Annotated in this window: 22 protein-coding genes; 6 read left to right on the forward strand and 16 right to left on the reverse strand. The window is 69.2% G+C overall.

The window, feature by feature from the left end; genetic code table 11:
• Nucleotides 1-2: 2 nt before the first annotated feature.
• The 13 genes from ACSVDM_RS23155 to ftsH all read right to left on the reverse strand — a co-directional run bounded on the left by ACSVDM_RS23155 (nucleotide 3) and on the right by ftsH (nucleotide 11,395).
• The gene (locus tag ACSVDM_RS23155) at nucleotides 3-434 is read right to left on the reverse strand and encodes a rhodanese-like domain-containing protein (RefSeq protein WP_174550337.1); all 432 of its coding nucleotides are present in this window, start codon (nucleotides 432-434) and stop codon (nucleotides 3-5) included.
• Entirely contained in the window at nucleotides 434-1,024 is a 591-nt protein-coding gene (locus tag ACSVDM_RS23160) for a cysteine dioxygenase (RefSeq protein WP_067640557.1), read from the reverse strand. Before ACSVDM_RS23160 ends, ACSVDM_RS23155 begins: the two co-directional genes overlap by 1 nt.
• A 155-nt stretch (nucleotides 1,025-1,179) precedes the next feature.
• Nucleotides 1,180-1,962, reverse strand: coding sequence for a type III pantothenate kinase (locus ACSVDM_RS23165; protein WP_067640555.1), 783 nt, complete (start codon nucleotides 1,960-1,962; stop codon nucleotides 1,180-1,182).
• An 18-nt stretch (nucleotides 1,963-1,980) separates the two neighbouring features.
• Nucleotides 1,981-2,400 (reverse strand): aspartate 1-decarboxylase, encoded by a 420-nt coding sequence (panD, locus tag ACSVDM_RS23170; RefSeq protein ID WP_067640553.1) that lies wholly within the window; start codon nucleotides 2,398-2,400, stop codon nucleotides 1,981-1,983.
• Nucleotides 2,401-2,414: 14 nt separating this feature from the next.
• Nucleotides 2,415-3,371: a pantoate--beta-alanine ligase gene (panC, locus tag ACSVDM_RS23175; protein WP_439267793.1), complete on the reverse strand. Its 957-nt coding sequence runs from the start codon at nucleotides 3,369-3,371 to the stop codon at nucleotides 2,415-2,417.
• Nucleotides 3,371-4,324, reverse strand: a complete 954-nt coding sequence (locus tag ACSVDM_RS23180) for a Rossmann-like and DUF2520 domain-containing protein (RefSeq protein ID WP_439267795.1) — start codon at nucleotides 4,322-4,324, stop codon at nucleotides 3,371-3,373. Before ACSVDM_RS23180 ends, panC begins: the two co-directional genes overlap by 1 nt.
• 132 nt (nucleotides 4,325-4,456) lie before the next feature.
• On the reverse strand, nucleotides 4,457-5,599 hold the full coding sequence (locus tag ACSVDM_RS23185; protein WP_439267797.1) for a DUF6779 domain-containing protein: 1,143 nt from the start codon (nucleotides 5,597-5,599) through the stop codon (nucleotides 4,457-4,459).
• A 68-nt stretch (nucleotides 5,600-5,667) separates the two neighbouring features.
• Nucleotides 5,668-6,141, reverse strand: a complete 474-nt coding sequence (locus tag ACSVDM_RS23190) for a DUF3180 domain-containing protein (protein ID WP_067640545.1) — start codon at nucleotides 6,139-6,141, stop codon at nucleotides 5,668-5,670.
• Nucleotides 6,135-6,668: a 2-amino-4-hydroxy-6-hydroxymethyldihydropteridine diphosphokinase gene (gene folK, locus ACSVDM_RS23195; protein ID WP_439267799.1), complete on the reverse strand. Its 534-nt coding sequence runs from the start codon at nucleotides 6,666-6,668 to the stop codon at nucleotides 6,135-6,137. The genes ACSVDM_RS23190 and folK overlap by 7 nt, the downstream gene beginning before the upstream one ends.
• Nucleotides 6,665-7,087 (reverse strand): dihydroneopterin aldolase, encoded by a 423-nt coding sequence (gene folB, locus ACSVDM_RS23200; protein ID WP_067495891.1) that lies wholly within the window; start codon nucleotides 7,085-7,087, stop codon nucleotides 6,665-6,667. Before folB ends, folK begins: the two co-directional genes overlap by 4 nt.
• Nucleotides 7,084-7,953, reverse strand: coding sequence for a dihydropteroate synthase (gene folP, locus ACSVDM_RS23205; protein WP_439267801.1), 870 nt, complete (start codon nucleotides 7,951-7,953; stop codon nucleotides 7,084-7,086). Before folP ends, folB begins: the two co-directional genes overlap by 4 nt.
• On the reverse strand, nucleotides 7,950-8,540 hold the full coding sequence (gene folE / locus ACSVDM_RS23210; RefSeq protein ID WP_067495894.1) for a GTP cyclohydrolase I FolE: 591 nt from the start codon (nucleotides 8,538-8,540) through the stop codon (nucleotides 7,950-7,952). Before folE ends, folP begins: the two co-directional genes overlap by 4 nt.
• 500 nt (nucleotides 8,541-9,040) lie before the next feature.
• Nucleotides 9,041-11,395, reverse strand: coding sequence for an ATP-dependent zinc metalloprotease FtsH (ftsH, locus tag ACSVDM_RS23215; RefSeq protein ID WP_439267803.1), 2,355 nt, complete (start codon nucleotides 11,393-11,395; stop codon nucleotides 9,041-9,043).
• Between the two features lie 226 nt (nucleotides 11,396-11,621).
• Between ftsH and ACSVDM_RS23220 the strand changes: the two genes are divergently transcribed.
• Nucleotides 11,622-12,602, forward strand: coding sequence for a hypothetical protein (locus ACSVDM_RS23220; protein ID WP_245655391.1), 981 nt, complete (start codon nucleotides 11,622-11,624; stop codon nucleotides 12,600-12,602).
• A 5-nt stretch (nucleotides 12,603-12,607) separates the two neighbouring features.
• Here the strand turns inward: ACSVDM_RS23220 and ACSVDM_RS23225 are convergent, their stop codons facing one another.
• Complete coding sequence (locus ACSVDM_RS23225) at nucleotides 12,608-13,465, reverse strand: DUF1266 domain-containing protein (RefSeq protein ID WP_067495788.1); 858 nt, start codon at nucleotides 13,463-13,465, stop codon at nucleotides 12,608-12,610.
• Between the two features lie 62 nt (nucleotides 13,466-13,527).
• Between ACSVDM_RS23225 and ACSVDM_RS23230 the strand changes: the two genes are divergently transcribed.
• From ACSVDM_RS23230 to ACSVDM_RS23240, 3 genes are all read left to right on the forward strand, one after another.
• On the forward strand, nucleotides 13,528-13,800 hold the full coding sequence (locus ACSVDM_RS23230) for a DUF2277 domain-containing protein (RefSeq protein ID WP_067495790.1): 273 nt from the start codon (nucleotides 13,528-13,530) through the stop codon (nucleotides 13,798-13,800).
• Nucleotides 13,801-13,911: 111 nt separating this feature from the next.
• On the forward strand, nucleotides 13,912-15,453 hold the full coding sequence (locus tag ACSVDM_RS23235; protein WP_439267806.1) for an aldehyde dehydrogenase family protein: 1,542 nt from the start codon (nucleotides 13,912-13,914) through the stop codon (nucleotides 15,451-15,453).
• Between the two features lie 323 nt (nucleotides 15,454-15,776).
• Nucleotides 15,777-16,673, forward strand: a complete 897-nt coding sequence (locus ACSVDM_RS23240) for a LysR family transcriptional regulator (protein ID WP_067495793.1) — start codon at nucleotides 15,777-15,779, stop codon at nucleotides 16,671-16,673.
• Here ACSVDM_RS23240 and ACSVDM_RS23245 read toward each other — a convergent pair.
• On the reverse strand, nucleotides 16,670-18,019 hold the full coding sequence (locus tag ACSVDM_RS23245) for an amidase (protein ID WP_439267876.1): 1,350 nt from the start codon (nucleotides 18,017-18,019) through the stop codon (nucleotides 16,670-16,672). The two genes, ACSVDM_RS23240 and ACSVDM_RS23245, sit on opposite strands and share 4 nt — an antisense overlap.
• Nucleotides 18,020-18,242: 223 nt before the next feature.
• Here ACSVDM_RS23245 and ACSVDM_RS23250 point away from each other — a divergent pair, with 223 nt between their 5' ends.
• A complete protein-coding gene (locus ACSVDM_RS23250) occupies nucleotides 18,243-20,651 on the forward strand; it encodes a protein kinase domain-containing protein (protein ID WP_439267808.1) in 2,409 nt (802 codons plus the stop codon).
• Between the two features lie 89 nt (nucleotides 20,652-20,740).
• The gene (locus tag ACSVDM_RS23255) at nucleotides 20,741-22,516 is read left to right on the forward strand and encodes a serine/threonine-protein kinase (RefSeq protein WP_439267810.1); all 1,776 of its coding nucleotides are present in this window, start codon (nucleotides 20,741-20,743) and stop codon (nucleotides 22,514-22,516) included.
• On the opposite strand, the gene hpt is transcribed toward ACSVDM_RS23255, so the two are convergent.
• Nucleotides 22,507-23,058 (reverse strand): hypoxanthine phosphoribosyltransferase, encoded by a 552-nt coding sequence (hpt, locus tag ACSVDM_RS23260; protein WP_067495798.1) that lies wholly within the window; start codon nucleotides 23,056-23,058, stop codon nucleotides 22,507-22,509. The two genes, ACSVDM_RS23255 and hpt, sit on opposite strands and share 10 nt — an antisense overlap.
• Nucleotides 23,059-23,081 lie beyond the last annotated feature (23 nt).

Below are 23,081 nucleotides of genomic sequence, written 5' to 3' on the forward strand. Positions count from 1 at the left end.
CGTTACAACGAAGCCAGCGACTCCACTTCCCGGGCGAAGTGCGGCACCCCGACGCCCACGGTGAGCATGCCCGCCGACTTCAGCGCCTGATAACCGCCGATCAGATCGGTCGCGCGGTGCAATCCGAGTTCCTGAAGCGAGGCCGCGGCCAAACTGGACGTATAGCCCTCCGAGCAGAAAATGATCCACTCCACATCGTGGTCGCGCGCGAGCGACAACCGCGCCGACGACGTGGGATCCAGCCGCCATTCCAGCACATTGCGCTCGATCACCAGCGCACCCGGCAACGAGCCCTCCCGAACACGCTGCGCGGCCGGGCGGATGTCGACCAGAATGGCGCCTCGGGCCAGGGCGGCGGGGACGTCGTAGACATACAGCCTGCGCAGCTTGGCGCGCGCGTTGTCGAGCATCTGGTCAATCGACAAACGGCTCATCACAGATCACCTTCGGGCTGGTCGGTGAGGACGGTTTGGGTGCGTCGCAGGGTGCCGTGGCCGGTCACCTCGTAATAGGACATGGCGGTCAGCGGCGGCGAATACGCGTGCACGCTGAGGGTGGGATCGAGCGGGCCCGCCGTCGCGTCGGCGGCGCGGACCACATCGTGGACCCAGCCGATCGGAAACGACGCCTGATCGCCCGCGGCGAGGGTGCGCTCACGTAACTCGGTGCCATTCCAGCGGAATTCCGACAGTGCGCCGCTGAGCACGGTGAGCGCGCCGAGCGAACCGGCGTGGTCGTGCAATTCGGTGGATTTCCCCGGCGTCCAGCTGATGAGCCAGACATCGACCTCGTCGTCGGCGATCAGGCGGGTGGCCCAGCGCTGTTCGGTCGGCCAGAGTCCGTCGGCGGGCAGCAGGTGGTCGTAGCGACCGGCCAGGACATCCTCGGCGCCCTCGTCGGTGAGACGCAGCAGGTCGGCGGGTCGCAGCCGGGTGGGCAGGGCCGAGGCGACCGCGCGGTCGAGCGGCGGGGTCGCGGAGTATTCGTCACGGGCCGACGGCAGGGAAAGAACAGAAGAACGCATGAGCGCATCTCCAAGGAGTGAGAATCGGTCGAGGGGAAAACGTCAGCCTCGAACGGTCGAGGCAGGTCAGCCTCGACAACACTCCTGGGTGCTCACACGGAAAGACACGGGAGCGAGCTTAGCAGGCTCCCGTGTGGACGGGCCAATGACCTGAATCACTTCTTGTTGCGCTCGTAGACGTGGCGCAGACCGGTGAGGGTGAGATGCGGTTCGTGCTGGTCGATCGTTTCCGATTCCGGCACGATCAGCGGCGCGCCCGTCCCGGTGGCGACAACGGTGACATCGGTACCGGCGAAGGCGTCGAATTCGTCGCGAATACGGTCGATCAATCCGTCGACCAGACCGGCGAAACCGAAAACCGCACCGGATTGAATGCACTCCATCGTGTTCTTGCCGAGCACCGAGCGCGGCCTGGCCAGTTCGACGCGGCGCAACGCACTGCGTTCGACCAGTGCCTCCGTCGAGACCTCGACGCCCGGCGCGATCACGCCACCGAGGAACTCGCCCTTGGCCGAGACCAGGTCGACACAGGTGGCGGTGCCGAAGTCGACGACGATCGCCGGGCCGCCGAACCGGCGGAACGCGGCGAGGCAGTTGACGATGCGGTCGGCGCCGACCTCCTTGGGATTGTCGACCAGCAGCGGAATGCCGGTCCGCACACCGGGTTCCACGACCACATTCGGCACATGCGACCAATAGCGGGCGAGCATGATGCGCAGTTCCCGCAGCACCGGCGGCACCGTCGACAACGCCGAGACACCGACCACCTGGTCGAGATCGGCACCGACAAGACCGCGCACCTGCATCGCGAACTCGTCGGCGGTGAGCAGCGGATTGGTGTGAATGCGCCAGTGCCGCACCAGTTTCGAGTGCTCGCCGAGACCGGAGAACAGGCCGAGTTCGATGGCGGTGTTGCGGACGTCGATCGTCAGCAGCATGTCCGACACCCGCCGCGATCAGGCGATCGACAGGGAACGCGGCGAGGTGAGCCCGGAACCCTCAGGCGCGTGGGCGGGATCGGCGCCGAGTTCGACGGGCCGGTTGCGGTCGTCGACGAAGACCACCTTCGGCGCGTACTCGCGCAGCTCGGCCTCGTCGAGCTGGCCGTAGGCGATGAGGATGACCAGGTCGCCGGGGTGCACGAGATGTGCTGCGGCGCCGTTGATCCCGATCACACCCGAACCGCGTTCGCCCGCGATCACATAGGTTTCGAGGCGGGCGCCGTTGTCGATGTCGACGATGCACACCTGCTCACCCTCGAGCAGGCCCGCCGCGTCGAGCAGATCCTGGTCGACGGTCACCGAACCCACATAGTGCAGGTCGGCGTGGGTCACGGTGGCACGGTGGATCTTCGAGGTCATCATGGTGCGCAGCATCGGCTTCGCCTTTCTCAGTGCGCCTGCGGGGCAGGCAGGGAGTTCGCGTCGGGGTGCCCGTCGAGCTGGGCGCCGAGAACAAGGGGTGCGTTGTCGATCAGGCGGGTGCTGCCGACCTTGGCCGCGACGAGCAGGCGGGCGTTGCCCGATTCCGGGGCGGGACCGAGGAGCGAGTCGCGCAGTTCGAGGTAGTCGACCTCGACACCGTCGGCCGAGTCGAGGACGGCACGGGCGGCCGCGAGGACACCCTCGGGGCCGAGGCCCGCGGCGTGCCTGCCCGCGGCCAGGGCGGCCGACAGGGCGAGCGCCGATTCCCGTTGCGCCGCATCGAGATAGCGGTTGCGCGAGGACAGGGCGAGACCGTCGGGTTCGCGGACCGTCGGGTAGGCGACGATCTTCACGTCGAAGTTCAGGTCGCGAACCATCTGGCGGATCAAGGTGAGCTGCTGGTAGTCCTTCTCCCCGAAATACGCCTCCGAGGCGTGGGTGAGTTGCAGCAGCTTCGCGACGACGGTGAGCATGCCCGCGAAATGCGTCGGCCTGCTGCCGCCTTCGAGCTCGGCGCCGAGCGGGCCCGGCTGCACGGTGGTGCGCGGTCCGTCGGGGTACATCTCGTTGGCCGACGGCGCGAACACCAGGTCGACGCCCTCGGCCGCGAGCAGCTCGAGGTCGGCGTCGAGGGTGCGCGGGTAGGCGTCGAGATCCTCACCCGCACCGAACTGCAGCGGATTGACGAAGATCGACACGATCACGATCTGATTGGTGAGCCGCGCCTGCCGAACCAGCTGCAGATGGCCCTCGTGCAGCGCGCCCATGGTCGGCACGAAACCGATGCTGCGGCCCGCCCCGCGCAACGCCTTGGCCACCGTGGACAGCACCTCGGGGCTGTGGTGCACGGTGAGCGCGCCGGGCTTGAACGCGCCGGTCGCCCGGGCGCCGCCCTGGTGGTGATGCACTTCTCGGGGTTCCATCAGTGGCCTTTCTCGGCGAGCAGCTCGAGCAGAGCGGGATTGGTCCTGGCGAGTTCGGCCGTGCGCAACGACATGGCGCGATACGACGCGGCCAGGCGTTCGTCGAACGACTCGACCGCATTCAGGTGTGCGGCGACCGCGTCCACGTCGCCCCGGGCGACCGGGCCGGTGAGCGCGGCCTGACCACGGCGCAGCGCGTTGTCGAGCGCGGCGGAGACCAGCGGGCCGATCAGGCGTTCGGGCAGGCCGCCCGGTTGCTCGTCGACCACCGGCTGACCGAGCAGGCCCGGGCCCGACATCGCTTCGCGCAGCGCCGAAACCGCGTCGACGATGAGCGTGACCAGGTGATTGCTGCCGTGCGCGAGGGCCGCGTGATACAGCGTGCGCTGGTCCTCCTCGATCCGCACCGGCTCGCCGCCCATCTCGATCACCAGCGCCTGGGCGATGGCGTAACCGATGTCGTCGGCGGCGGTGATACCGAAGCAGGCATTGGCGAGGCGGGCGATGTCCTCGTCGTGACCGGTGAAGGTCATCGCCGGATGAATCGCCAGGCCCAACGCGCCCTGCTCGGTGAGCGGGGCGAGCACACCGACACCGTTGGCACCGGAGGTGTGCGCGACGATCGTGCCCGGCCGGACCACACCGGCCGAGGCCAGACCACGAACCAACCCGGCCAGCTCGGCATCGGGCACCGCGAGCAGCAACAACTCGCTGCGCTGCGCCACCTGCTCCACCGGCAGGATCTGCGAATCGGGCAGCCGGGTGCGTGCCCGGTGCACGGAGGCATCGGAAATCGCGGCGACACCGAACACCACATGCCCGGCTCGCTCGAGCGCTACACCGAGCGCCGAACCCACCCGTCCCGCCGAGACGATTCCCACCGTCAGCCGTGCGGGCGCTGGATCGACACCTGAGTTCGCGCCATCAGAATCGACACTTCTCGAGGTCAACATTGTCCTCTCGATTGCGTTCCAGTCCCGCTGTGCGGGTACCAGACGTACCGGTCGAGAATAACGGGCCCTACGCCCGCCCCGCCACGCCCCCGGTCGTGATCTACCCCATACCGCCTACCCGAGAATTCGGGGCTAGGTGCGGGTGGATTCCGATTGGAGGTTGGCCATGATGTCGGCTACCGAGAGGCGGGTGCCTTCGGATTCGGCGCGACGGCGGCGGCGGGAGCTGGTGCCGACGGTGGGGGTGGGGGCAGGCGTGGGCTGGGGGGCGGGGGCCGGGCCGGAGTTCGGGGGGGCTTCGAAGCCGGATTCCGGGGTGGTGGCCGCGGCTGGCTGTTCGGGCGCGGGCTCGGGACTGAGGGCAGCGGTGGGTGCCGTGGTTGCCGACAGGTCGGGGGCGGCGGGTGCCGGGGTCGCCGACTGGTCCGCGTCGTTCGAAGACGTGGGGGCCGAGGGCTCGGGGTCGAGGAGGCGGCCGTCGTTGTCGACCTTGCGGGTGTGCGGGGCCGACAGGCGCGGGGGCGGGGTTTTGGCCGACGACGACTTGGCCGGTTCGGGCTCGCGGGTCGGCTGCTGGGACTCGGCGTATTCGTCGAGCTGCACGGCCGAGGTCTCGGCGGTGACCGGGTCGTCGTAGGGGTCGGCGAAATTGGCCGACACCGGCTGCATGAAAACCGGCTTCAGGGCGCTGGGCGGTTGCTGCCAGGGGCCGAACCACGCGGCGGCGGCAGCCTCGTGGCTATCGTCGATCTCGGGCTCCGCCTCGTCGAAGGCGTCGAAATCGGCGTAGGCCGATCCGCCGCTCGGCAGGGCGTCGATGCGGACCGCGTCGGCCTGCAGGGCAGGCTGGTCATCGGGCAGGGCACCCTCGAACAGCACCTGCAGGTTCTGGCGAAGCAACGTGAGCTCCGCACGCAGGGCCGCGATCTCCGAGGCGTCGGCACCCACTTCGGCGCGCACCCGTGCCTCGACACCCATCTCGTATTCGCGGCGGGCGTTGATCTCCCGCTCGAGCTGCAACTCGTACACCGTCTGCAGATCGCGCACCTTGGCCTTGTCGACGGCCGCGTCCTTGCGATAACGAGTGGCCGCGAGGGCGCCGATCACGGCCGCCCACAGCGCCGCTACCAGGCCGATCCGGACGAATTGCACATTGTCGCTGAAGACGAGGAAAACACTGGCTGTCAGGCCGAGGAGGAGAAGGGCGCCGATGAAGAGCTTTCCCGCGTCGTCCCGCCGTCGACGGGGCGTGGTGCTACGGGAGGGTGAAACCATGGTGGCCAGGGTAGCCGGAAACAGCTGGTCGGCACACCGACAACGGGGGTGATTCCATTCGCAAGTTGCTAGGTGGTTGCCGGTTCGTCCGGTGGTTCGTCGGGCGCGCGGCAGCAGTACTCGAGCCACAAAGCCGCAGCAACCAGGGCGGAACCGGCGAGCAGACCGACCACCGCGCCCGGTGAATCCGACGCCGCCGCCGTCACCGTGCCGCTCTGTGGGAAGACCCACAGCAGGAAGCCGAGCCACACGCCCGCCGCCAGCGAACCGACCTGCAACGACGCCTTGGCCAGCGCGGCCGCCCGCGCCACATTGATCGGATGCAGTTCACCCGGTCCGTCGCCGATGCGCTGCTCGGCGATCCGGTTCTTGACGACGAACCCGAGCGCCGCTTCGATCCCGGCCACCGGCAGCAGCGAGGCGCCGGCGAGCACCGAGATGGACGGGAAGGTCGAATAGGCGAAGCGGGTCGCGGTCCAGGCGATGGCCGCGGCCAGCACGACATTCAGGGCGAGGTCGAGCAGCCGGGTCGGTTTCAGCACGGGCGGGCGCCTTCGCGCAGGACCAGGTCGGTGCGGAGCACACCCGCGCGTTCGGCGGGGTCGACGGCGGCGAGCAGGTCGGCGACGGGCACCTGGGCGCCGTCGACGTGCAGACGGGCATCGGGCTCGACGTCCAGCCACGGAACCAGCACGAACGCCCGGTGGTGCGCCTCGGGGTGGGGCAGGATCAGCGTCGGATCGCTGTCGCGCACAACGGCTTCGCCGCCGTCGACGCACTGCACGATGTCGACGTCGAGCGTCCTGGCGCCCCAGCGCACCTCACGCACCCGGCCCGCCGCCTGCTCGAGCCGCTGCCCGAAACGCAGCCAGTCGTAGTCGTCGAAGGACGGATCCTCGGCCACCACAACGGCATTCAGGTAGTCGTCCTGCTCCACCCCGCCCCACGGCGCTGTGGTGTACACCGGTGACACCGCGCGGGTGCGCTCCCCCAGCGCGTCGAGCACGCTGCGCAGATTGGCGAGCCGGTCGCCCAGATTGGCGCCGATCGAGAGCACCGCACGGGTCATCGGCGCGGCTCCGGCACCGCGGTGCGGTAGCGGGTGGCGACCACGCGCACGTCGGTGAAGGTGTGCGGGATCGGTGCCGACGGCTTGTGCAGCACCGCTTCGACCGCTTCGATCCGCGGGTCGGTCATCACGTCGTCGGCGATCTCGGAGACCACCGTTTCGATGAGATCGCGCGGCGGACCAGCGACGATGCGCACGGCGCGTTCGGCGAGGGCGCCGTAGTCGACCGTGTCGGCCAGATCGTCGGAGGCCGCGGCGGCCGCGAAATCGACCCACACGGTGAGGTCGACGACGAACTCCTGACCGTCGCGGCGTTCGAAATCGAACACGCCGTGCCTGCCGAACACGGTGAGCCCGCGCAGTTCTATGCGCGAGGACGCGGGCCGGTCGGCGGGCGGGGGCAGCAGCGGTGAGTTCATCGGGCGGCTCCTCGGGCGGCGGTGGCGCGCTGCCACGCATCGACAACGGTGACGGCGTCCAGCGAAGCGCGCACGTCGTGGACGCGCACGCCCCAGGCGCCGTGGGTCGCGGCGAGCGCCGATACGGTCGCGGTGGCGACCTCGCGTCCGTCGGGCGGGCGCGGGCCGGATTCGTCGGCGAGCAGGGCGCCGAGGAAACGTTTGCGTGACGCGCCGATCAGGATGGGCAGGCCGTCGGCGACCAGCTCCGGAAGGGCACCGAGCAGGGCCCAGTTGTGGTCGGCGTTCTTGGCGAAACCCAGGCCCGGATCGAGGATCAGCCGGTCGGCGGCGATGCCAGCGGCCACGGCCAGGTCCACCTGGGTGCGCAGTTCGGCGCGCACCTCGGCGACCACGTCGTCGTAGTGGTCGGCCGGGCCGGTGTGGCGGTAGTCGGCGCCCGCGCGCCAGTGCATGAGGATCCACGGCACGCCCGCGTCGGCGACCACCCGGACCATGTCCGGGTCTGCTCGCCCGCCGGACACGTCGTTGACGACGGCGACACCGGCGGCCAGCGCCGCCTCGGCCACCTCGGCGCGCATGGTATCGACACTGGTCGGCACCCCTGCCGCGACCAACCCGCGGATCACCGGCGCGACTCGCGCGGCTTCGGTAGCCGGGTCGACGCGGTCGGCGCCGGGCCTGGTGGACTCACCACCCACATCCACGATGTCGGCGCCCGCCTCGTACAAGGCGACACCGTGCGCGATCGCGAGTTCGGGATCGAGATAGCGACCGCCGTCGGAGAACGAATCGGCGGTCACGTTCACCACGCCCATGACCACACATGAGCGGCCGCCCCGCGCGGTCACGAGGGGCTGGTTCATTTGCGCAGGATCAGGTCCAGCGCCTCGGATCGCGAGGCGGCATTGGTCTGTAGGAGGCCACGCACCGCCGAGGTGGTGGTGCTCGCGCCGGGCTTGCGGATACCGCGCATCGCCATGCACAGGTGTTCGGCCTCGATCACCACGATCGCGCCGCGCGGGTCGAGCCTGCGCATCACCGCGTCGGCGACCTGGCTGGTGAGGCGTTCCTGCACCTGGGGGCGTTTGGCGTAGAGGTCCACCACGCGGGCCAGCTTCGACAGGCCCGTCACCCGGCCGTGCGGGCCGGGGATGTAGCCGACGTGCGCGACGCCGTGGAACGACACCAGGTGATGCTCACAGGTGGAGAACATGGGGATGTCACGCACGAGCACGAGTTCCTGGTGACCCTCGTCGAAGGTGGTGGCGAGCACCTCGTCGGGCTCGGTGTAGAGGCCGGCGAACATCTCGCGGTACGCGCGCGCCACGCGGGCCGGGGTGTCGAGCAGGCCGGGTCGGTCGGGATCCTCGCCGACCGCGAGCAGCAGTTCGCGCACCGCGTTCTCGGCGCGCTGCTGGTCGAACGGGCGGCCCGTCGCCAGCGCCGTCAGCTCGGCCGGGCTCGTCTCGCCGAGCTCACCGGCCGGGTCGAACCCCGAACCGTTCCCGGCCGGCTCAGCGACTTTCCTATTGGCCGACAACTTCTCCACACCTCCGGGTCAATCCGGTACCGCTACCGGGTCTGTCCGGCTGCGGGCGGTCACCAGAGCCGGAACGTCCCGACTCGGACGGTAACCAGAGCCGAAACGATCCGGCTCGAACATCCCAGCGTAGTTGGCGCGGGGCCGACCGCAGCAGCTCGGCCTGGTGTCCGCGGTCCCGCATCCGCGACACGTGACCTTGCGCGCGGCACACCATGCCTGCCGGGAGCGGCACACATGGCTGGAAAGACTCGACAGGCACCACGCGCGGGACGCGGCGCCGCACCCGTCTCGCTCGCCGCGCGCACGATCGGCAACGCTTGCGCACGATCGGCGACGCGTGCGCCCGATCGGTGCGCCGCCTGGTGTAGTTCCAGTCGGGCCGACCGGGCGGGCGCGACGGGGGTCCGTCAACGGCCGTTCGGGCCGTTCCATTCGTTGGTGTCCGGCTCCGCGTCGCGCGCAGGTGGCTGCTGCGGCGGTGCGGTCGGCTGCTCGCCCCACGGCTGGAACTCGCTGCCGTGGCGCGGCTGGTGCTGGGGGGCCTGCTGCTGGGGCGGCTGTGACCAACCACCCTGGCCCTGCGGCTGCTGCTGTTCCTCGCGCGGCGGCCAGCCGGGCGCCGACCAACCGGCCGGGGCGCCGTAGTCCGGACGCGAACCGTGCGTGCCGGTCGGGCGCGGGAACGCCTGGGTCGGTGCGTTGGGCAGCGGGTATCCGGCGGCGGGCGGGGCGGGCTGACCGTAGGGCTGCTGGCCCGGGTAGCCGTTGGGCTGCGGCGGGGCGCCGTTGGGCACCGGAACCGGGGCCGGCTGCACCGGCGGCCAGGGCTCGCCACGCTCGAGCGCCAGCTCACCCGGGGTCTTCACCGGCGGCTTGTCCGAGGGCAGGCGCTCACCGAAATCGTTGAACGCGGTGATGCGCGGACGCTTCTCGACACCGGCGAGGACCTCCTCGAGGTCCTTGCGGTGCAGGGTTTCGCGTTCCAGCAGGGCCGTGGCCAGCGCGTCGAGCTGCTCGCGGTACTCGCTCAGGATCGACCACGCCTCGGTGTGCGCGGCCTCGATCAGGTTGCGCACCTCCTCGTCGATCTCGCGGGCGACCTCGTGTGAGTAGTCGGCCTGCACGCCCATCGAGCGGCCGAGGAACGGGTCGCCCTGCTCCTGGCCGTAGCGCACGGCGCCGAGGCGGGCGCTCATGCCGTACTCGGTGACCATGCCGCGCGCGATCTTGGTGGCCTGGTCGATATCCGACGACGCACCGGTGGTCGGCTCGTGGAACACCAGTTCCTCGGCCGCGCGGCCACCCATCGCGAAGACCAGTCGCGAGATCATCTCCGAGCGGGTCATCAGGCCCTTGTCGTCCTCGGGCACCGTCATGGCGTGACCGCCGGTGCGGCCGCGCGCCAGGATGGTGACCTTGTAGACGGGCTCGATATCGGGCATCGCCCACGCGGCGAGGGTGTGCCCACCCTCGTGGTAGGCGGTGATCTTCTTCTCGTGCTCGCTGATGATGCGGCTCTTGCGACGCGGACCACCGATCACGCGGTCGACCGACTCCTCGAGCGATTCGCCGGTGATGACCGACCCGTTCTCGCGGGCGGTGAGCAGCGCGGCCTCGTTGATGACGTTGGCCAGATCGGCGCCCGACATACCGACGGTGCGCTTGGCCAGACCCTCGAGGTCGGCGTCCTGCGCGATCGGCTTGCCCGCCGAGTGCACCCGCAGGATGGCGCGACGACCGGCCAGGTCGGGGTTGCCGACCGGGATCTGCCGGTCGAAACGACCGGGACGAAGCAGCGCGGGATCGAGGATGTCGGGGCGGTTGGTCGCCGCGATCAGGATGATGTTGGACCGGTCGCCGAAGCCGTCCATCTCGACCAGCAGCTGGTTGAGGGTCTGCTCACGTTCGTCGTGACCGCCGCCGAGGCCCGCGCCGCGCTGGCGGCCGACCGCGTCGATCTCGTCGACGAAGATGATGCAGGGGCTGTTCTGCTTGGCCTGCTCGAACAGGTCACGCACACGCGAGGCACCGACACCGACGAACATCTCGACGAAGTCCGAACCGGAGATGGTGAAGAACGGCACCCCGGCCTCACCGGCGACCGCGCGCGCCAGCAGCGTCTTACCGGTTCCGGGCGGGCCGTAGAGCAGGACGCCCTTCGGGATCTTCGCGCCGAGCGCCTGGTAGCGGGCCGGATTCTGCAGGAAGTCCTTGATCTCGTACAGCTCTTCGACGGCCTCGTCGGCACCGGCCACGTCCTTGAACGTGGTCTTGGGCATGTCTTTGGACAGCAGCTTGGCCTTGGACTTACCGAAGCCCATCATGCCGCCGCGACCACCGCCCTGCATGCGCGACATCACGAAGATGAACAGGCCGACCAGCAGCACCATCGGCACGATGAACAGCAGCAGCTGCGACAGCCAGCTCTCCTGCTTGACCACCGTGTCGTAGGGCGCGCCCGACTTCTGGACCGCGTCGAGGATCTTGGCGGAGGTCTCGCCGCCGCCGGGGTACTTGGCGACGATCTTGGCATTGTTGTTGGTCGCGTCGTTGCCGTTGTTCAGTTCGACGCGGAGCTGCTGCTCCTTGTCGTCGATCTGGACGTTCTTGACGTTTTCCTTGTTCTCCAGCTGACTGAGCGCCACGGAGGTGTCGACACTCTCCCAGCCGCGCGTGTCATCGCCGAGATAGCTGAACAGCCAGATCATCAGCATGATGCCCGAGATGATCGCCAAGGTGCGAAACACTGTCTTGCGGTTCATAGAGCGTCGGCCGGACGGCCCAGTCCTTTCCGGTTATTTCTCCGGGGTGTGCCTAGCGAAGCTGTCGAGATCGGCGGGATTCGGATGCGGACATGCCACGTTACCGCGTACGGTCTAGTCGATACATCGCGCAGTTCGGCTGCTGGTGCAGCTGCACTGGTAAACGGCCGGGGAACGGGAGAGGTTCCCGAGTACCCCGTCCGGGTTGTTGCAAGTGGCCACAATCATGTCATGCCCGTCTTATCGTGGGCGAGGACACAACTACAGCGCAGGGGGTACGGACATCGTCGAGCTACGAACACCCACAGCGATTCTGCGCCACGGCGAGGGGCGGCTCACCGTCCTGCGGCCGGGTACCGACGGCGAACGGGTACTCGATGTTCCCATCGCCGACCTGCTCAAAGTCCGGTTGAACCGCCGCGCCGACGACGCGGTGGTGATCGAGATCTACCTGCGATATCCCACCGCCGTGCTCACCGGTGTGCCCGCCGACCGCACTCCGCTGCCGGTGCTGATCGCCGAACACGACGTGCCGACCGCGCTCGGCATCGTCGACCGGATCAACGACCAGATCATGGCCACCCAGCGCATCGATATCGCCGCGCCCGATCTCACCCCGCCCGCTCCCGAGTGGGGCAAGTCCGGGCCGGTCCGCGCCGATGTGGACCGCGCCGTGCGCCGGATGGCGCCGCGCAAGGACGCCCGCTCGGCGATCAACGCCCTGCACCGGTACGTCACCTCCGACGAATACGTGCTCGAGACCGCGATCGCCATCGCCTCGCCACCCGCGGGCTCGGGGGCCGGACTGCTCGCGGCGACGACCGACCGGCTGCTGTTCATCGGCATCGGCGGCGATCGTTACGCCCACGAACTGCCCGTTCCCGCGATTCTGGGAGCCAGGACCGTCGAGAGTCATGCGGCGCCCGGCGAGGTCGACACCAGGCACGGCGGCTCGGGGATGGATGTCAGCGACGGCAATCGCACCCTGCATTTCGCGGGTGTCGATCGGGCCGACATCGAACGCGTGACCTGTGCGGTGAACTTCGCCGTGCGCAGGCAGGCGGCCGACGGCGCGCCCGGGCCGGCCGATCCCGGCGTCACCCAGCTCTACAGCGAATGGGAGCTGCTGGTGGAGCGGCATTCGCTCGGCATGGTCGACGACACCCAGTTCCAGCGCTACGGCCGCGGGATCCTACGCAGCCTGTAGCTCGGTCAGCTGGGTTCTTCGGCCGGCGCCTCGGTCTTGGGTTCGGACTCGTTGAGTTCGATGCGCCGCCAGGGGCTGGTCGGGCGGGTCCACAGCCGCAGCAGTTCCATCCGCCGGTCGACGCCGCCGTTCTTGAGTTCGGCGAGATCCTCGGTGGCCTGCCAGTACGTCCAGCCCGCTAGATAGGCGTCGCCGAACTGACGCCAGTTGCGGTAGCGGCGCTGGGCGGGCGGCAATGCCCGCATGACGTACTCCCACGCCACGTCGGCCTCGAGATACCCGGCCGTGAACGCCATCCGCGCCACCGCGACCACGCGCGCCAGGTCCCAGGCGTGGATGTCGTTGGGCAGTGGGCGGGCCAGGTGCTCGGTGAAACCGATCTTGATGGCTTGGGCCCAGATGTCGTAGTCGCGGACCAGCGCCTCCGGGTTGTCCATCCCGCGGAACGACCCGACCTGGCGTAGGAAGGCGCGGTGCCGGTCGGCGCGTTCGCCGAAGCGGTCGCGTTCACTGGCATTGACGGACGCCATCACCAGCGGATGCACCAGCGCGTACAGGGGCGCGTGCATGCCTTCGAGGAGCTGTTCCATCGAAGCGCGCGCCTCGTTGCCGTCGGTGATCCCCCATGCGCCGGTGAGCGTGTCGATGGCGAGTTCACGCCGGTCACCGAGGGGGTGTTCGCGTTCGGGACCGAGCAGCATGGCGTCGTGGAAGGCGTCCCAGCGGGTGGAATAGAAGGCACCCAGTGCCAGGGCGCGCAGCTCGTCGTCGCTGACGCCCGCCCCCGACCAGTGGTCTTCCTCGCGCTCGTCGAGTTCCGGGTAGGGAAAGGTGGTCAGCGCTGGTACTCCCCGAGCAGGCATGCGGCCGAGTCTAGTGTCTTCTTGTCCTGCAGTGATGTGCCCCACAGGTCTATTGTTCTGTCATGTGTAGAAATATCACCGTCTTGCGTGGTCTGGAGCCTGCCGCCACCGAGCAGGAGATCTACGCTGCCGCCTTGCAATATGTGCGCAAAGTCGGCGGCATCTCCGGGCTGAGCAGCACCACCAAACCCGCGGTCGACAAGGCCGTCGCCGCCATCGCCGCGGCCACGACCACTCTCCTCGCCGAACTCCCCGATCGCCGCGTGCCGCCGCCGACGGAACCCCCGTTGCGCCGGATCGCGGCACGCGATGCCGAGGTGTCCGAGACCGGCTAGACGAGGACGATTCGCGCGCACCGGGGAACCGGTGCGCCGATAACCCGTGACGTACGGGCACGGCCGTGCCAGGCTGGTTGTGATTCACACAACGCAGTGGGGAGCACAACCGTGACACACATCGACCAGGTGATCGACGTCCGCAATCCGGCAACGGGCGACTCCGTGGGAACGGTGCCCGTCACCGACCCGGACGACGTCGCGGCCGCCGTCCGCGAACTGCGCCTCTACCAGCCCGAATGGGAAGCCATCGGGCCGAACGGGCGCAAGGAGTGGCTGCTGAAGCTGCAGGACTGGTTGATCGACAACACCGAACACCTGGCCGACGTGCTGCAGTCCGAGACCGCCAAACCGCGCGTCGACGCCCTGATCGACCCGGCCTTCGCCGTCGACCTGGCCGGCTATTACGCGCGCCGGGCCGCCAAGTTCCTCGGCGACGATCACCCGTCGCCGCACAGCCCGTTGGCCAGGGTCAAGGCCCTCACCGTCACCTACCGGCCGTATCAGGTGGTCGGTGTCATCACCCCGTGGAACTTCCCGCTCGCGATGCCCGCGATCGACGTGTTCCCCGCGCTGGCCGCCGGTGCCGCCGTGATTCTCAAGCCGTCGGAGGTGACGCCGCTGTCCGCGGTCGAGCTGGCGCGCGGCTGGGCCGAGATCGGCGCGCCGCCGGTGTTCAAGGTGGTGACCGGCGCGGGCGCGACCGGAGCGGCCGTGGTCGACAACGCCGACTACGTCCAGTTCACCGGTTCCACCGCGACCGGCCGCAAGATCGCGCAGGCCTGCGCCGACCGCATGGTGCCCTACAGCCTCGAGCTCGGCGGTAAGGACCCGGCGATCGTCCTGGCCGACGCCGACCTGGACCGCGCGGCGCACGGCATCGCCTTCGGCGGCATGTTCAACGCCGGTCAGGTGTGTATTTCGGTGGAGCGGGTGTATGTCGAGGCACCGGTCTACGACGAATTCGTCGAGAAGCTGACGGCGGCCGTCGCCGCACTGCGCCAAGGCGCCGACGACCGTGAGTCCCGCAACGACGTCGGCGCACTGGCCAACGAGAACCAGCTGCGCATCGTGGAACGTCACGTGAACGAGGCCGTCGCGGCGGGCGCACGGGTGACCACCGGCGGTAAACCGACCGGCGTCGGCACCTTCTTCGAGCCGACAGTGCTTGTGGACGTTGATCATTCGATGTCGTGTGTCGCCGAGGAGACCTTCGGTCCGACCCTTCCGGTGATGAAGGTGGCGGACGAGGACGAGGCGGTGCGGCTCGCCAACGATTCGATCTACGGCCTGTCGGCGTCGGTGTGGACGGGCGACAAGGCGCGTGGCGAACGTGTGGCGCGCCGGCTGAACGCGGGCGCGGTGAACATCAACGACGTGTTCGCCAACCTGTTCAATTTCGCCATGCCGATGGGTGGCTGGGGCAAGTCGGGCGTCGGCGCGCGCTGGGGTGGCGCGGCCGGGATTCGCAAGTACTGCCGCGCCCAGGCGATCACGGCGCCGAAGCTGCCGACCATGACCAAGGAATTGTTCTGGTTCCCCTACGACATGAACAAACTCGTCGTGGCGGTGGCGGCGATGCGCTTGGCCGGTGCGCGTGGGCTGCGGCGAGTGGACCTGGCCAAGGTGTGGCGACTCAAGGGCGGCAAGTAGGTTCCGCAAACCTGATTGTGATCAATGTCACCAATTCGTCGGTTCTGCGTGGTCAGCGCGCCGCCACAAGGCCCCGCGACAGCGCGCGAAGCACCGATCCCGCTGTGAAAAGCAACGCATTTGCCCTGGTCAAACGCCCAGGTGAGGCAATGAGGCCGCTCACATCGCTCGTCGGCGAAATTCGATCGGACTCGGTGGTGCGATGCACCATGCCAGGCCATATGCTGTGAGATACCGACCTGGTGACTGTTTTGACCCGCTTTCGCGAACTTCTCTGCCCGTTTTGGCTAGATTTTCCCGACCGATTCTGATAGCAAGGTGCTATGGACCCGCATTTGCGCGATCTGCGGTATTTCGTCGCCGTCGCTGAGGAACTGCATTTCACCAACGCCGCTCAGCGGCTGCATATCGCCCAGCCGACGCTTTCCCGCCAGATCCGCCAGCTCGAACGCCAACTCGACGTGGTCCTGTTCGACCGCAATCAGCGCAGCGTCGCCCTCACCGTCGCCGGTAAGGAACTGCTCGAGGGCGCCCGCAAGATCCTCGAGCTGTGGGAGGTGACCAACGTGTCCCTCCAGGAAGCAGGCGAGGTGCTGCGCGTCGGCATCCAGTCCGCGCTCGGTCGCGGCCTGCTCAACGATCTGGAAAGCGCCAGCGGACACCGCCTGGCACTGCACGCGGCGTCCTGGAACGACCCGTCGAGCGGCCTCGCGGGCCGCCAGGCCGACCTGGCCCTGGTGTGGCTGCCGCTGCCCGACCCCAACCGCTACCGCTGGCAGGTGCTGCGCACCGAGCCGCGCTGGGTGCTGCTGCCGGAGAACCACGCGCTGGCCGAGCGCGACACCATCGACTTCGCCGATCTGCTCGACGAACCGTTCGTCGCCCTGCCGACCGAGGCCGGTGCGGTGCGCGATTTCTGGCTCGGCAACGACGCGCGCGGTGGTCGCGCGGCCAAGATCGGCGCCGAAGCCGCCACCCCCGAGGACAAGCTCGAGGCCGTGAGCCTCGGCCTCGGTGTGTGTCTGCTGGCCGAGAACAATGTGCCGATGTACCGCTGGCCCGGTCTCACCGCGCGGCCGGTCGCCGGTCTTTCGCCGTGCGAACTGGCCGTCGCCTGGCGCGCCGACGACACCCGTCCGACGATTCTGGAATTCGCCGGTCGCGCTGTCGACGGTGGTTTCTCCGAGCCCGCGCAGGCACCGCAGCCGATCGCGGTCTAGTTCGTCAGTTCGAGTTGGGCGGCCAGGCCGAGCAGGGTCGCCTCGGTGCCGGGTGGGCCTGCCAATTGCGCGGCGAGCGGGGTGTGCGCCTCGGGATGGATGCCCATCGGCAGTGAGGCGGCAGGCCAGCCGACCAGATTCCACACGCCGGTGAACGGGGCGTAGCGCACCGAGGACGCGACATTGGCAGCCCAGCCGCGCCTGCTCCACTGCCGCGCCTTGGGCGGCGGGGCGGCCAGCGTCGGGGTGATCACCACGTCGAAGTTCTCGAAGAAGTCGAGCAGCCTGGCTTCGGCCCGGTCGGCTTGGCTCGGCCGGACCAGGCGCAGGCGGCGGATGAGCCGGCCGAGGGCCAGGTGTCTGCGGGTGCGTGGTTGGAGCCGCTCGGGGTCGGCCAGTCGTTCGGCGTCGGCCAATCCCGCTGTGGGCCAGCGCAGCAGCATCGCCAGTGCCGCGTCGCCGTAGGGCAGTTCGACGGGCTCCACGAGGTGCCCGGCCGCTGCCGCGCGCGCACCCGCGGTGCGCGCCGCCGCCGTCCAGTGCCGATCAACCCGGACCAGTCGCGACGGCGGAGCCACGGCCAGTCCGATACGTAGTCGCTGCGGCGGCCGTAGGTCGGCCAGATCGCTGCGGTCGGCCAGGACCGAGAGGGCGAGGGCGGCGTCGGAGACGGTGGTCGCGAGGATGCCGTTCTCGGCCATGCCCGACCAGGAGTCGGCGCCGATGCCGGCGGGGACCACGTCGCGACCTGGTTTGATGCCGAAGACACCGCAGGCGGCGGCGGGCACCCGGATCGAGCCGAGCCCGTCGTTGCCGTGCGCGATGGGGACCAGGCCTGCCGCGACGGCCGCGGCCGCGCCGCCGGAGGAACCACCCGGCGTGCGGCCCACATCGCGCGGGTTGCGGGTGACGCGCCCGTCGGCGTCGGTGTTGGCCCACAGGCCGAGCTCGGGCATCGCGGTCAGCCCGACGACGATCGCGCCCGCCGCCCGCAATCTCGCGACCACCGGGTGATCGGCCGGTTCCACCGCGGCGGACGTGGCGGCCGAACCGGCCGTGGTCGGCTCCCCCGCGACGGCGATGTTCTGCTTCACCGCGACCGGAACCCCGGCCAGCGGCAGCTCGTCCAGATCGGGTCGCGCGGTGAGTTCGAGTGCCTCCGCGCGCGCCTGCTCGGAGCGCACGACGGTGAAGGCGTTGATCTTGTGGTTCTCCGACGAGATGCGGGTGAGCGCGTCGGCGACGGCGTCGGCGGGCGTGATCGTGCCCGCTCGCACCCGCGCGGCCAGGGCTGCGGCCGGGCCGCCGATCGGGAAGTCGTCGGCGGGTTGGTGGGAGGAGTTCATCGCCACCTCAGCGTCCGTCACGCCGTCGTCGTCGACGGACTCCCATGCTACCGCTGTGAGGTCATCGTGCATGTGCGGATTCGCCCCCGTCGCATGGTCGTCGAAAATCGGGTGATCAGCTCTCCAGGCGCAAGTTATCATTTCGGGTACGGCTCGGGGCACGATGACGTCGGGTGTGGCGGAAGGAAATTCGTACCGATCCGCGCGAACCTTAGGTCGGCTGATGAGTGATAGCACCGCAAGCGGTGAACAACCCGACGCGAGTACCGGTCGGTATCTGAACGTGCGCGCCGACATGGTCGAGGCATTCGCCGCCGCCTGGGGCACGGTCGACGGCGAACCGCCCGATATCGCCGAGTTCCTCCCCGATGCGCGCACGTTGCGCAGGCAGGCGTTGCACGAGTTGATCCGGGTGGATCTGCGTCAGCGGTGGTTGCATCACGCCGCCGAAACCATCGCCCGCAAACGGCTCACCGAGTACTGCGCGGAGTTTCCCGAACTCGAACCCGAGGCACTGCCCGCCGGGTTGGTCTTCGAGGAGTTCGTGATCCGCAGGCACAGCGGTGAGCGGGTCGACCCGCGCGACTGCCTGCGCGAGTACCCGCACCAGGCCCCCAGCCTGCGCGCCCTGCTCAACGCCGACGACCTCGACCAGAGCACCCACCGCGCCGTCGACCCCGACGCGACGGTGAACCAGCCACCCGAGCAGACCCGTAGTACTCAGGTGCCGAACTTCGATCTCACCGCGACAGCGACCGCGCCCGCGTCAGCGCCCTCGGCCGCCACGGCGGCCGGTTCGGTGCCCGGTGCGTTCGTCGCGCTCGACCGGATCGAGATCGGTCAGCGGATCGGCGACTTCGAGTTGCTCACCGGACTGGGTACAGGTGCGTTCGCGCGGGTGTTCCTGGCGCGACAGCGGTCCATGCAGCGGCTGGTCGCGGTGAAGATCTCCGCCGATCGCGGCACGGAACCGCAGACGCTCGCCCAGCTCGACCACGACTACATCGTCCGCGTGTTCGATCAGCAGCTGCTCGACGCGGATCCCGAGCCCACGGGCGCGCGCCGGTTGCGGCTGCTGTACATGCAGTTCCTGCCGGGCGGCACGCTGCTGGGCCTGTTGCGCTGGGTTCGCGCGACCGCGCCCGCCGAGCGGAGCGGCAAACTGCTGCTCGAGGCGGTCGACGCGGCGATGGAGGAGAAGGGCGAGATCCGCCCGACCGATTCCAGTGTGCGCGCCGAGATCGCCGCCCTGAGCTGGCCCGAGACCGTCGCCTGGTTGGGGCGCAGGCTGGCCGAGGCGCTCGACTACGCCGCCGCGCACGGTGTGCTGCACCGCGACGTGAAACCGGCGAATGTGCTGCTCACCGCCGAGGGCGTGCCCAAGCTGGCCGATTTCAACATCAGTTTCAGCCGGTCGGTCGAGGGCACGAGCCCGGTCGCCTACTTCGGCGGGTCGCTGTCGTACATGTCGCCGGAGCAGTTGGAGGCCTGTCATCCCGGGCGCGGCCGCAGCGCCGCCGACCTCGACACCCGCGCCGACATCTACTCCCTCGGCGTGGTGCTGTGGGAGCTGCTCACCGGGGCGAAACCGTTCGACGACTCCACCGCCGAAGCCGAGGGCCGAGGCGACGAGACCACCCTCGAGGCCATGCTCGAGCGGCGCAGTTCCGGCGTCGACCCGGCCGCGATGGAGCGGGTGCCGCCGAACTGCCCGTCGGCGCTGCGCCGCGTCCTGCTCACCTGTCTGACGCCCGATCGGGCGGGCCGCTGGGCCGACGGCGCGACGCTGGCCAAACAGTTCGACCTGTGCCTGGACGAACGCGCTCGCGACCTGGTCGACCCACCGCCGAACAGCTGGCGGATCCGGTTGCGGCGCTGGCCGCTGCTGGTTCTGGTGCTGGCCATCGGCATTCCCAACGCCCTGGCCTCCTGGTACAACATCCAGCACAATCAGACGCTGGTGGTGAGCCGGCTCGGCGAGACGGCGCAGCAGACGTTCATCATCATCACGGCCGGGGTGAACCTGGTGTTCTTCCCCGCGGGTGCGGCGCTGCTGATCTATCTGGCCCGCTTCCTGTTGGGTGTGCCCGGCGGGTTACGCAAGGGCAGACGCTACGACCCGGCAACCCTGCGCCGGGCCAGACACGACACCGTCCGGTTCGGCGACCGAGCCGTGGTCGTCGCCTTCTCCCTGTGGGCGCTGGCCGGGGTCACCTTCCCCATCGCGCTGCAACTGGCCACCGGCAATGTGCCCGGCCGGGCGGTGGTGCACTTCCTCGCATCGCTGCTGGTCTGCGGGGCTATCGCGGTGGCTTACCCGTTCTTCCTCGTCACGTTCTACCTGATCCGCTGCCTCTACCCCGTGTTCCTGCGCCACGGTGAGATCAGCGCCGACGACAGCGCCTGGCTGCGCGGGTTGAGCCGCCGGTGCACGTGGTATCTGGCCGTGGCCGCCTCGGTGCCGCTGCTCGCGGTGGCCGGGCTGACCTTCCTGCCGCCCGCCGACATCCCCTCGGTGATCGTCGCGGTCCGGGTGCTGTGTGTGGGCGGCATCATCGCCTTCATCGGCTCGTACCTGCTGTTCCGCGCGCTCGAGGCCGACCTGCGGGCCCTGGAACGGGTGGTCAGCTGAACCATCACGTCCCCGCGTGCGTATGCCCGGCAGTGAGCTCCACCCGCACCGCGGAGGCGACCCGGCCCTCGCCTGTCCACAGCGCGACCATGCATCCGGCCGATTGCCGTGCGCTCGACCGGATCGAGGTGGGCACGCGGCTCGGTGATTTCGAATTGCTCACCGAACTGGGCGCGGGCGCGTTCGCGCGGGTGTTCCTGGCCAGACAGCGGTCGATGCAGCGGCTGGTCGCGGTGAAGGTGTCCGCCGACAGCGGGACCGAACCACAGACGCTTGCCCGCCTGGACCACGACTACATCGTGCGCGTGTTCGACCAGCAGGTACTCGACGGCCCGACCCCGCTGCGCCTGCTGTACATGCAGTTCCTGCCCGGCGGCACGCTGCTCGGTGTGCTGCGCTGGGTGCGGGCGACTCCGCAAACTGAACGCTCGAGTGCACTGCTGCTCGACGCCGTCGACACGGCCATGGAGGAGAAGGGCGAGATCCGTCCGGCCGATTCGGCGGTGCGCGCCGCGCTCGCCCAGCTCACCTGGCCCGAGACCGTCGCCTGGCTGGGCGCCCGACTCGCGACGGCGCTGAGCTACGCCGCCGACAACGGTGTGCTGCACCGCGACGTGAAACCCGCCAATGTCCTACTCAGCGCCGAGGGCGTGCCCAAGCTCGCCGACTTCAATATCAGCGCGAGCCCTGCCGATGTGAACGGCGGTTCGTACTTCGGTGGGTCGCTGCCGTACATGTCACCCGAGCAGCTCGAGGCCTGCTACTTCGCGGGCGATCCCGCCGACCTGGATACTCGCGCCGACCTCTTCTCCCTCGGCGTGCTGCTGTGGGAACTGCTCACCGGAACGAAACCGTTCGACGATCCCGCTGACGACCCCGCTGACGTCTTGGCTCGCCGCCGAGCCGGAGCCGTCGGCGATGTTCCCGAGGACTGTCCTCCCGGCCTGCGCCGCATTCTGCTGACCTGTCTATCCGCCGACCGGGACGACCGCTGGTCCGACGGCGAAGTCCTCGCCGCGCAGCTCGAACTCTGCCTCGACCCACACGCCCGCGCCCTGGTCGACCCGGCACCGCACACCTGGCGAAACCGCTTGCGCCCATATCTGTTTCCGATACTGGCCCTGGCGATCGCGCTACCGAATCTGCTGGCCGCCTATTACAACCGTCAGCTGAACACCGCACTAGTCCACGACCGCCTCGACGCCGCGACCAGGCAGTCGGTGCGCACCTATTCGATCGTCGTGAACCTGATGTTCTTCACCGTCGGCACGATGGTTCTGTGCCGGCTCGGCAGGCGCTTGCTCACCGTTCCCCGCCGCTTGCGCCGGGGCGAAAGGTGCGAACCGCACGTCGTCGAACGCACCCGCCGCGACTGTCTTCGCCTGGCCGACCACGCCGTCGCCCTGGCGTTCGGGCTGTGGATCGCGGCGGCCCTAGGCCTGGCGGCGCTGCTCGGTCTACTCGAGGAAGACCTGCCGATGCGAACGGTGGTTCACCTGCTCGCGGTGGCAGCTCTCAGCGCCGCCGTCGCGATGACCTACCCGTTCTTTCTCATCACCCTGTACCTGGTGCGCTGCGTGTATCCATTGCTGCTGCACCACGACCAGGACCTGCGTGCCGACCACGTGGCTCTGTCCGGATTACGCGCCCGCTGCCACCGCTATCTCGTGGTGGCCGCGTCGATTCCACTGCTCACCATCGCGGGCGCGACGTTCCTGCCGGTCGACGACCTGCTGGCGACGCTCACCCCGCTGCGCACGGTGTGCGCGGGCGGGGTGCTCGGTTTCGTCGGGGCGCTGCTGGTGTTCCGGGTGATCGAGACCGATATCCGCGCGCTACTGCGCGTGGGCTCGGCTCAGGAGTAGACGGCGGGATTCAGGGTGCCGATGTAGGGCAGGTCGCGGTAGCGCTCGGCGTAGTCGAGGCCGTAGCCGACGACGAACTCGTTGGGGATGTCGAAGCCCACGTGGGCCACGTCGACGGGGGTGCGTAAGGCGTCGGGCTTGCGCAGCAGGGTCACCACTTCCAGCGAGGCCGGGTTGCGGGTGGCCAGGTTGCGCTTGAGCCACGACAGGGTCAGGCCCGAGTCGATGATGTCCTCGACGATGAGGACGTTGCGGCCCGCGATGTCCTTGTCCAGGTCCTTCATGATGCGCACGACGCCCGAGGACGAGGTGGACGACCCGTAGGACGACACGGCCATGAATTCGAGCTGGGTGGGGATGGGCAGGGCCCTGGCGAAGTCGGTCACGAAGAAGATCGCGCCCTTGAGGACGCAGATCAGCAGCAGGTCGCCTTCGGGGGAATCCGGCGGGTATCGCTTGGCGACGAGTTCGGCGAGCTCTTCGATCTTTGCCTTGATCTCGTCTTCGGTGATCAGCACCGACGCGATGTCGTCTCCGTACACGGAAGTGGGTATCCCTTCGTGGT

This window comes from Nocardia sp. JW2 (genome assembly GCF_051843015.1).
Lineage (GTDB): Bacteria > Actinomycetota > Actinomycetes > Mycobacteriales > Mycobacteriaceae > Nocardia > Nocardia coubleae.

Coding starts and splice junctions, on each gene's coding strand:
- ACSVDM_RS23155 (WP_174550337.1), bottom strand. CDS start 434: ATGAGCCGTTTGTCGATTGACCAGATGCTCGACAACGCGCGCGCCAAG.
- ACSVDM_RS23160 (WP_067640557.1), bottom strand. CDS start 1,024: ATGCGTTCTTCTGTTCTTTCCCTGCCGTCGGCCCGTGACGAATACTCC.
- ACSVDM_RS23165 (WP_067640555.1), bottom strand. CDS start 1,962: ATGCTGCTGACGATCGACGTCCGCAACACCGCCATCGAACTCGGCCTG.
- panD (WP_067640553.1), bottom strand. CDS start 2,400: ATGCTGCGCACCATGATGACCTCGAAGATCCACCGTGCCACCGTGACC.
- panC (WP_439267793.1), bottom strand. CDS start 3,371: ATGGAACCCCGAGAAGTGCATCACCACCAGGGCGGCGCCCGGGCGACC.
- ACSVDM_RS23180 (WP_439267795.1), bottom strand. CDS start 4,324: ATGTTGACCTCGAGAAGTGTCGATTCTGATGGCGCGAACTCAGGTGTC.
- ACSVDM_RS23185 (WP_439267797.1), bottom strand. CDS start 5,599: ATGGTTTCACCCTCCCGTAGCACCACGCCCCGTCGACGGCGGGACGAC.
- folK (WP_439267799.1), bottom strand. CDS start 6,668: ATGACCCGTGCGGTGCTCTCGATCGGCGCCAATCTGGGCGACCGGCTC.
- folB (WP_067495891.1), bottom strand. CDS start 7,087: ATGAACTCACCGCTGCTGCCCCCGCCCGCCGACCGGCCCGCGTCCTCG.
- folP (WP_439267801.1), bottom strand. CDS start 7,953: ATGAACCAGCCCCTCGTGACCGCGCGGGGCGGCCGCTCATGTGTGGTC.
- ftsH (WP_439267803.1), bottom strand. CDS start 11,395: ATGAACCGCAAGACAGTGTTTCGCACCTTGGCGATCATCTCGGGCATC.
- ACSVDM_RS23220 (WP_245655391.1), top strand. CDS start 11,622: ATGTCATGCCCGTCTTATCGTGGGCGAGGACACAACTACAGCGCAGGG.
- ACSVDM_RS23225 (WP_067495788.1), bottom strand. CDS start 13,465: ATGCCTGCTCGGGGAGTACCAGCGCTGACCACCTTTCCCTACCCGGAA.
- ACSVDM_RS23230 (WP_067495790.1), top strand. CDS start 13,528: ATGTGTAGAAATATCACCGTCTTGCGTGGTCTGGAGCCTGCCGCCACC.
- ACSVDM_RS23240 (WP_067495793.1), top strand. CDS start 15,777: ATGGACCCGCATTTGCGCGATCTGCGGTATTTCGTCGCCGTCGCTGAG.
- ACSVDM_RS23245 (WP_439267876.1), bottom strand. CDS start 18,019: ATGAACTCCTCCCACCAACCCGCCGACGACTTCCCGATCGGCGGCCCG.
- ACSVDM_RS23250 (WP_439267808.1), top strand. CDS start 18,243: ATGAGTGATAGCACCGCAAGCGGTGAACAACCCGACGCGAGTACCGGT.
- ACSVDM_RS23255 (WP_439267810.1), top strand. CDS start 20,741: ATGCATCCGGCCGATTGCCGTGCGCTCGACCGGATCGAGGTGGGCACG.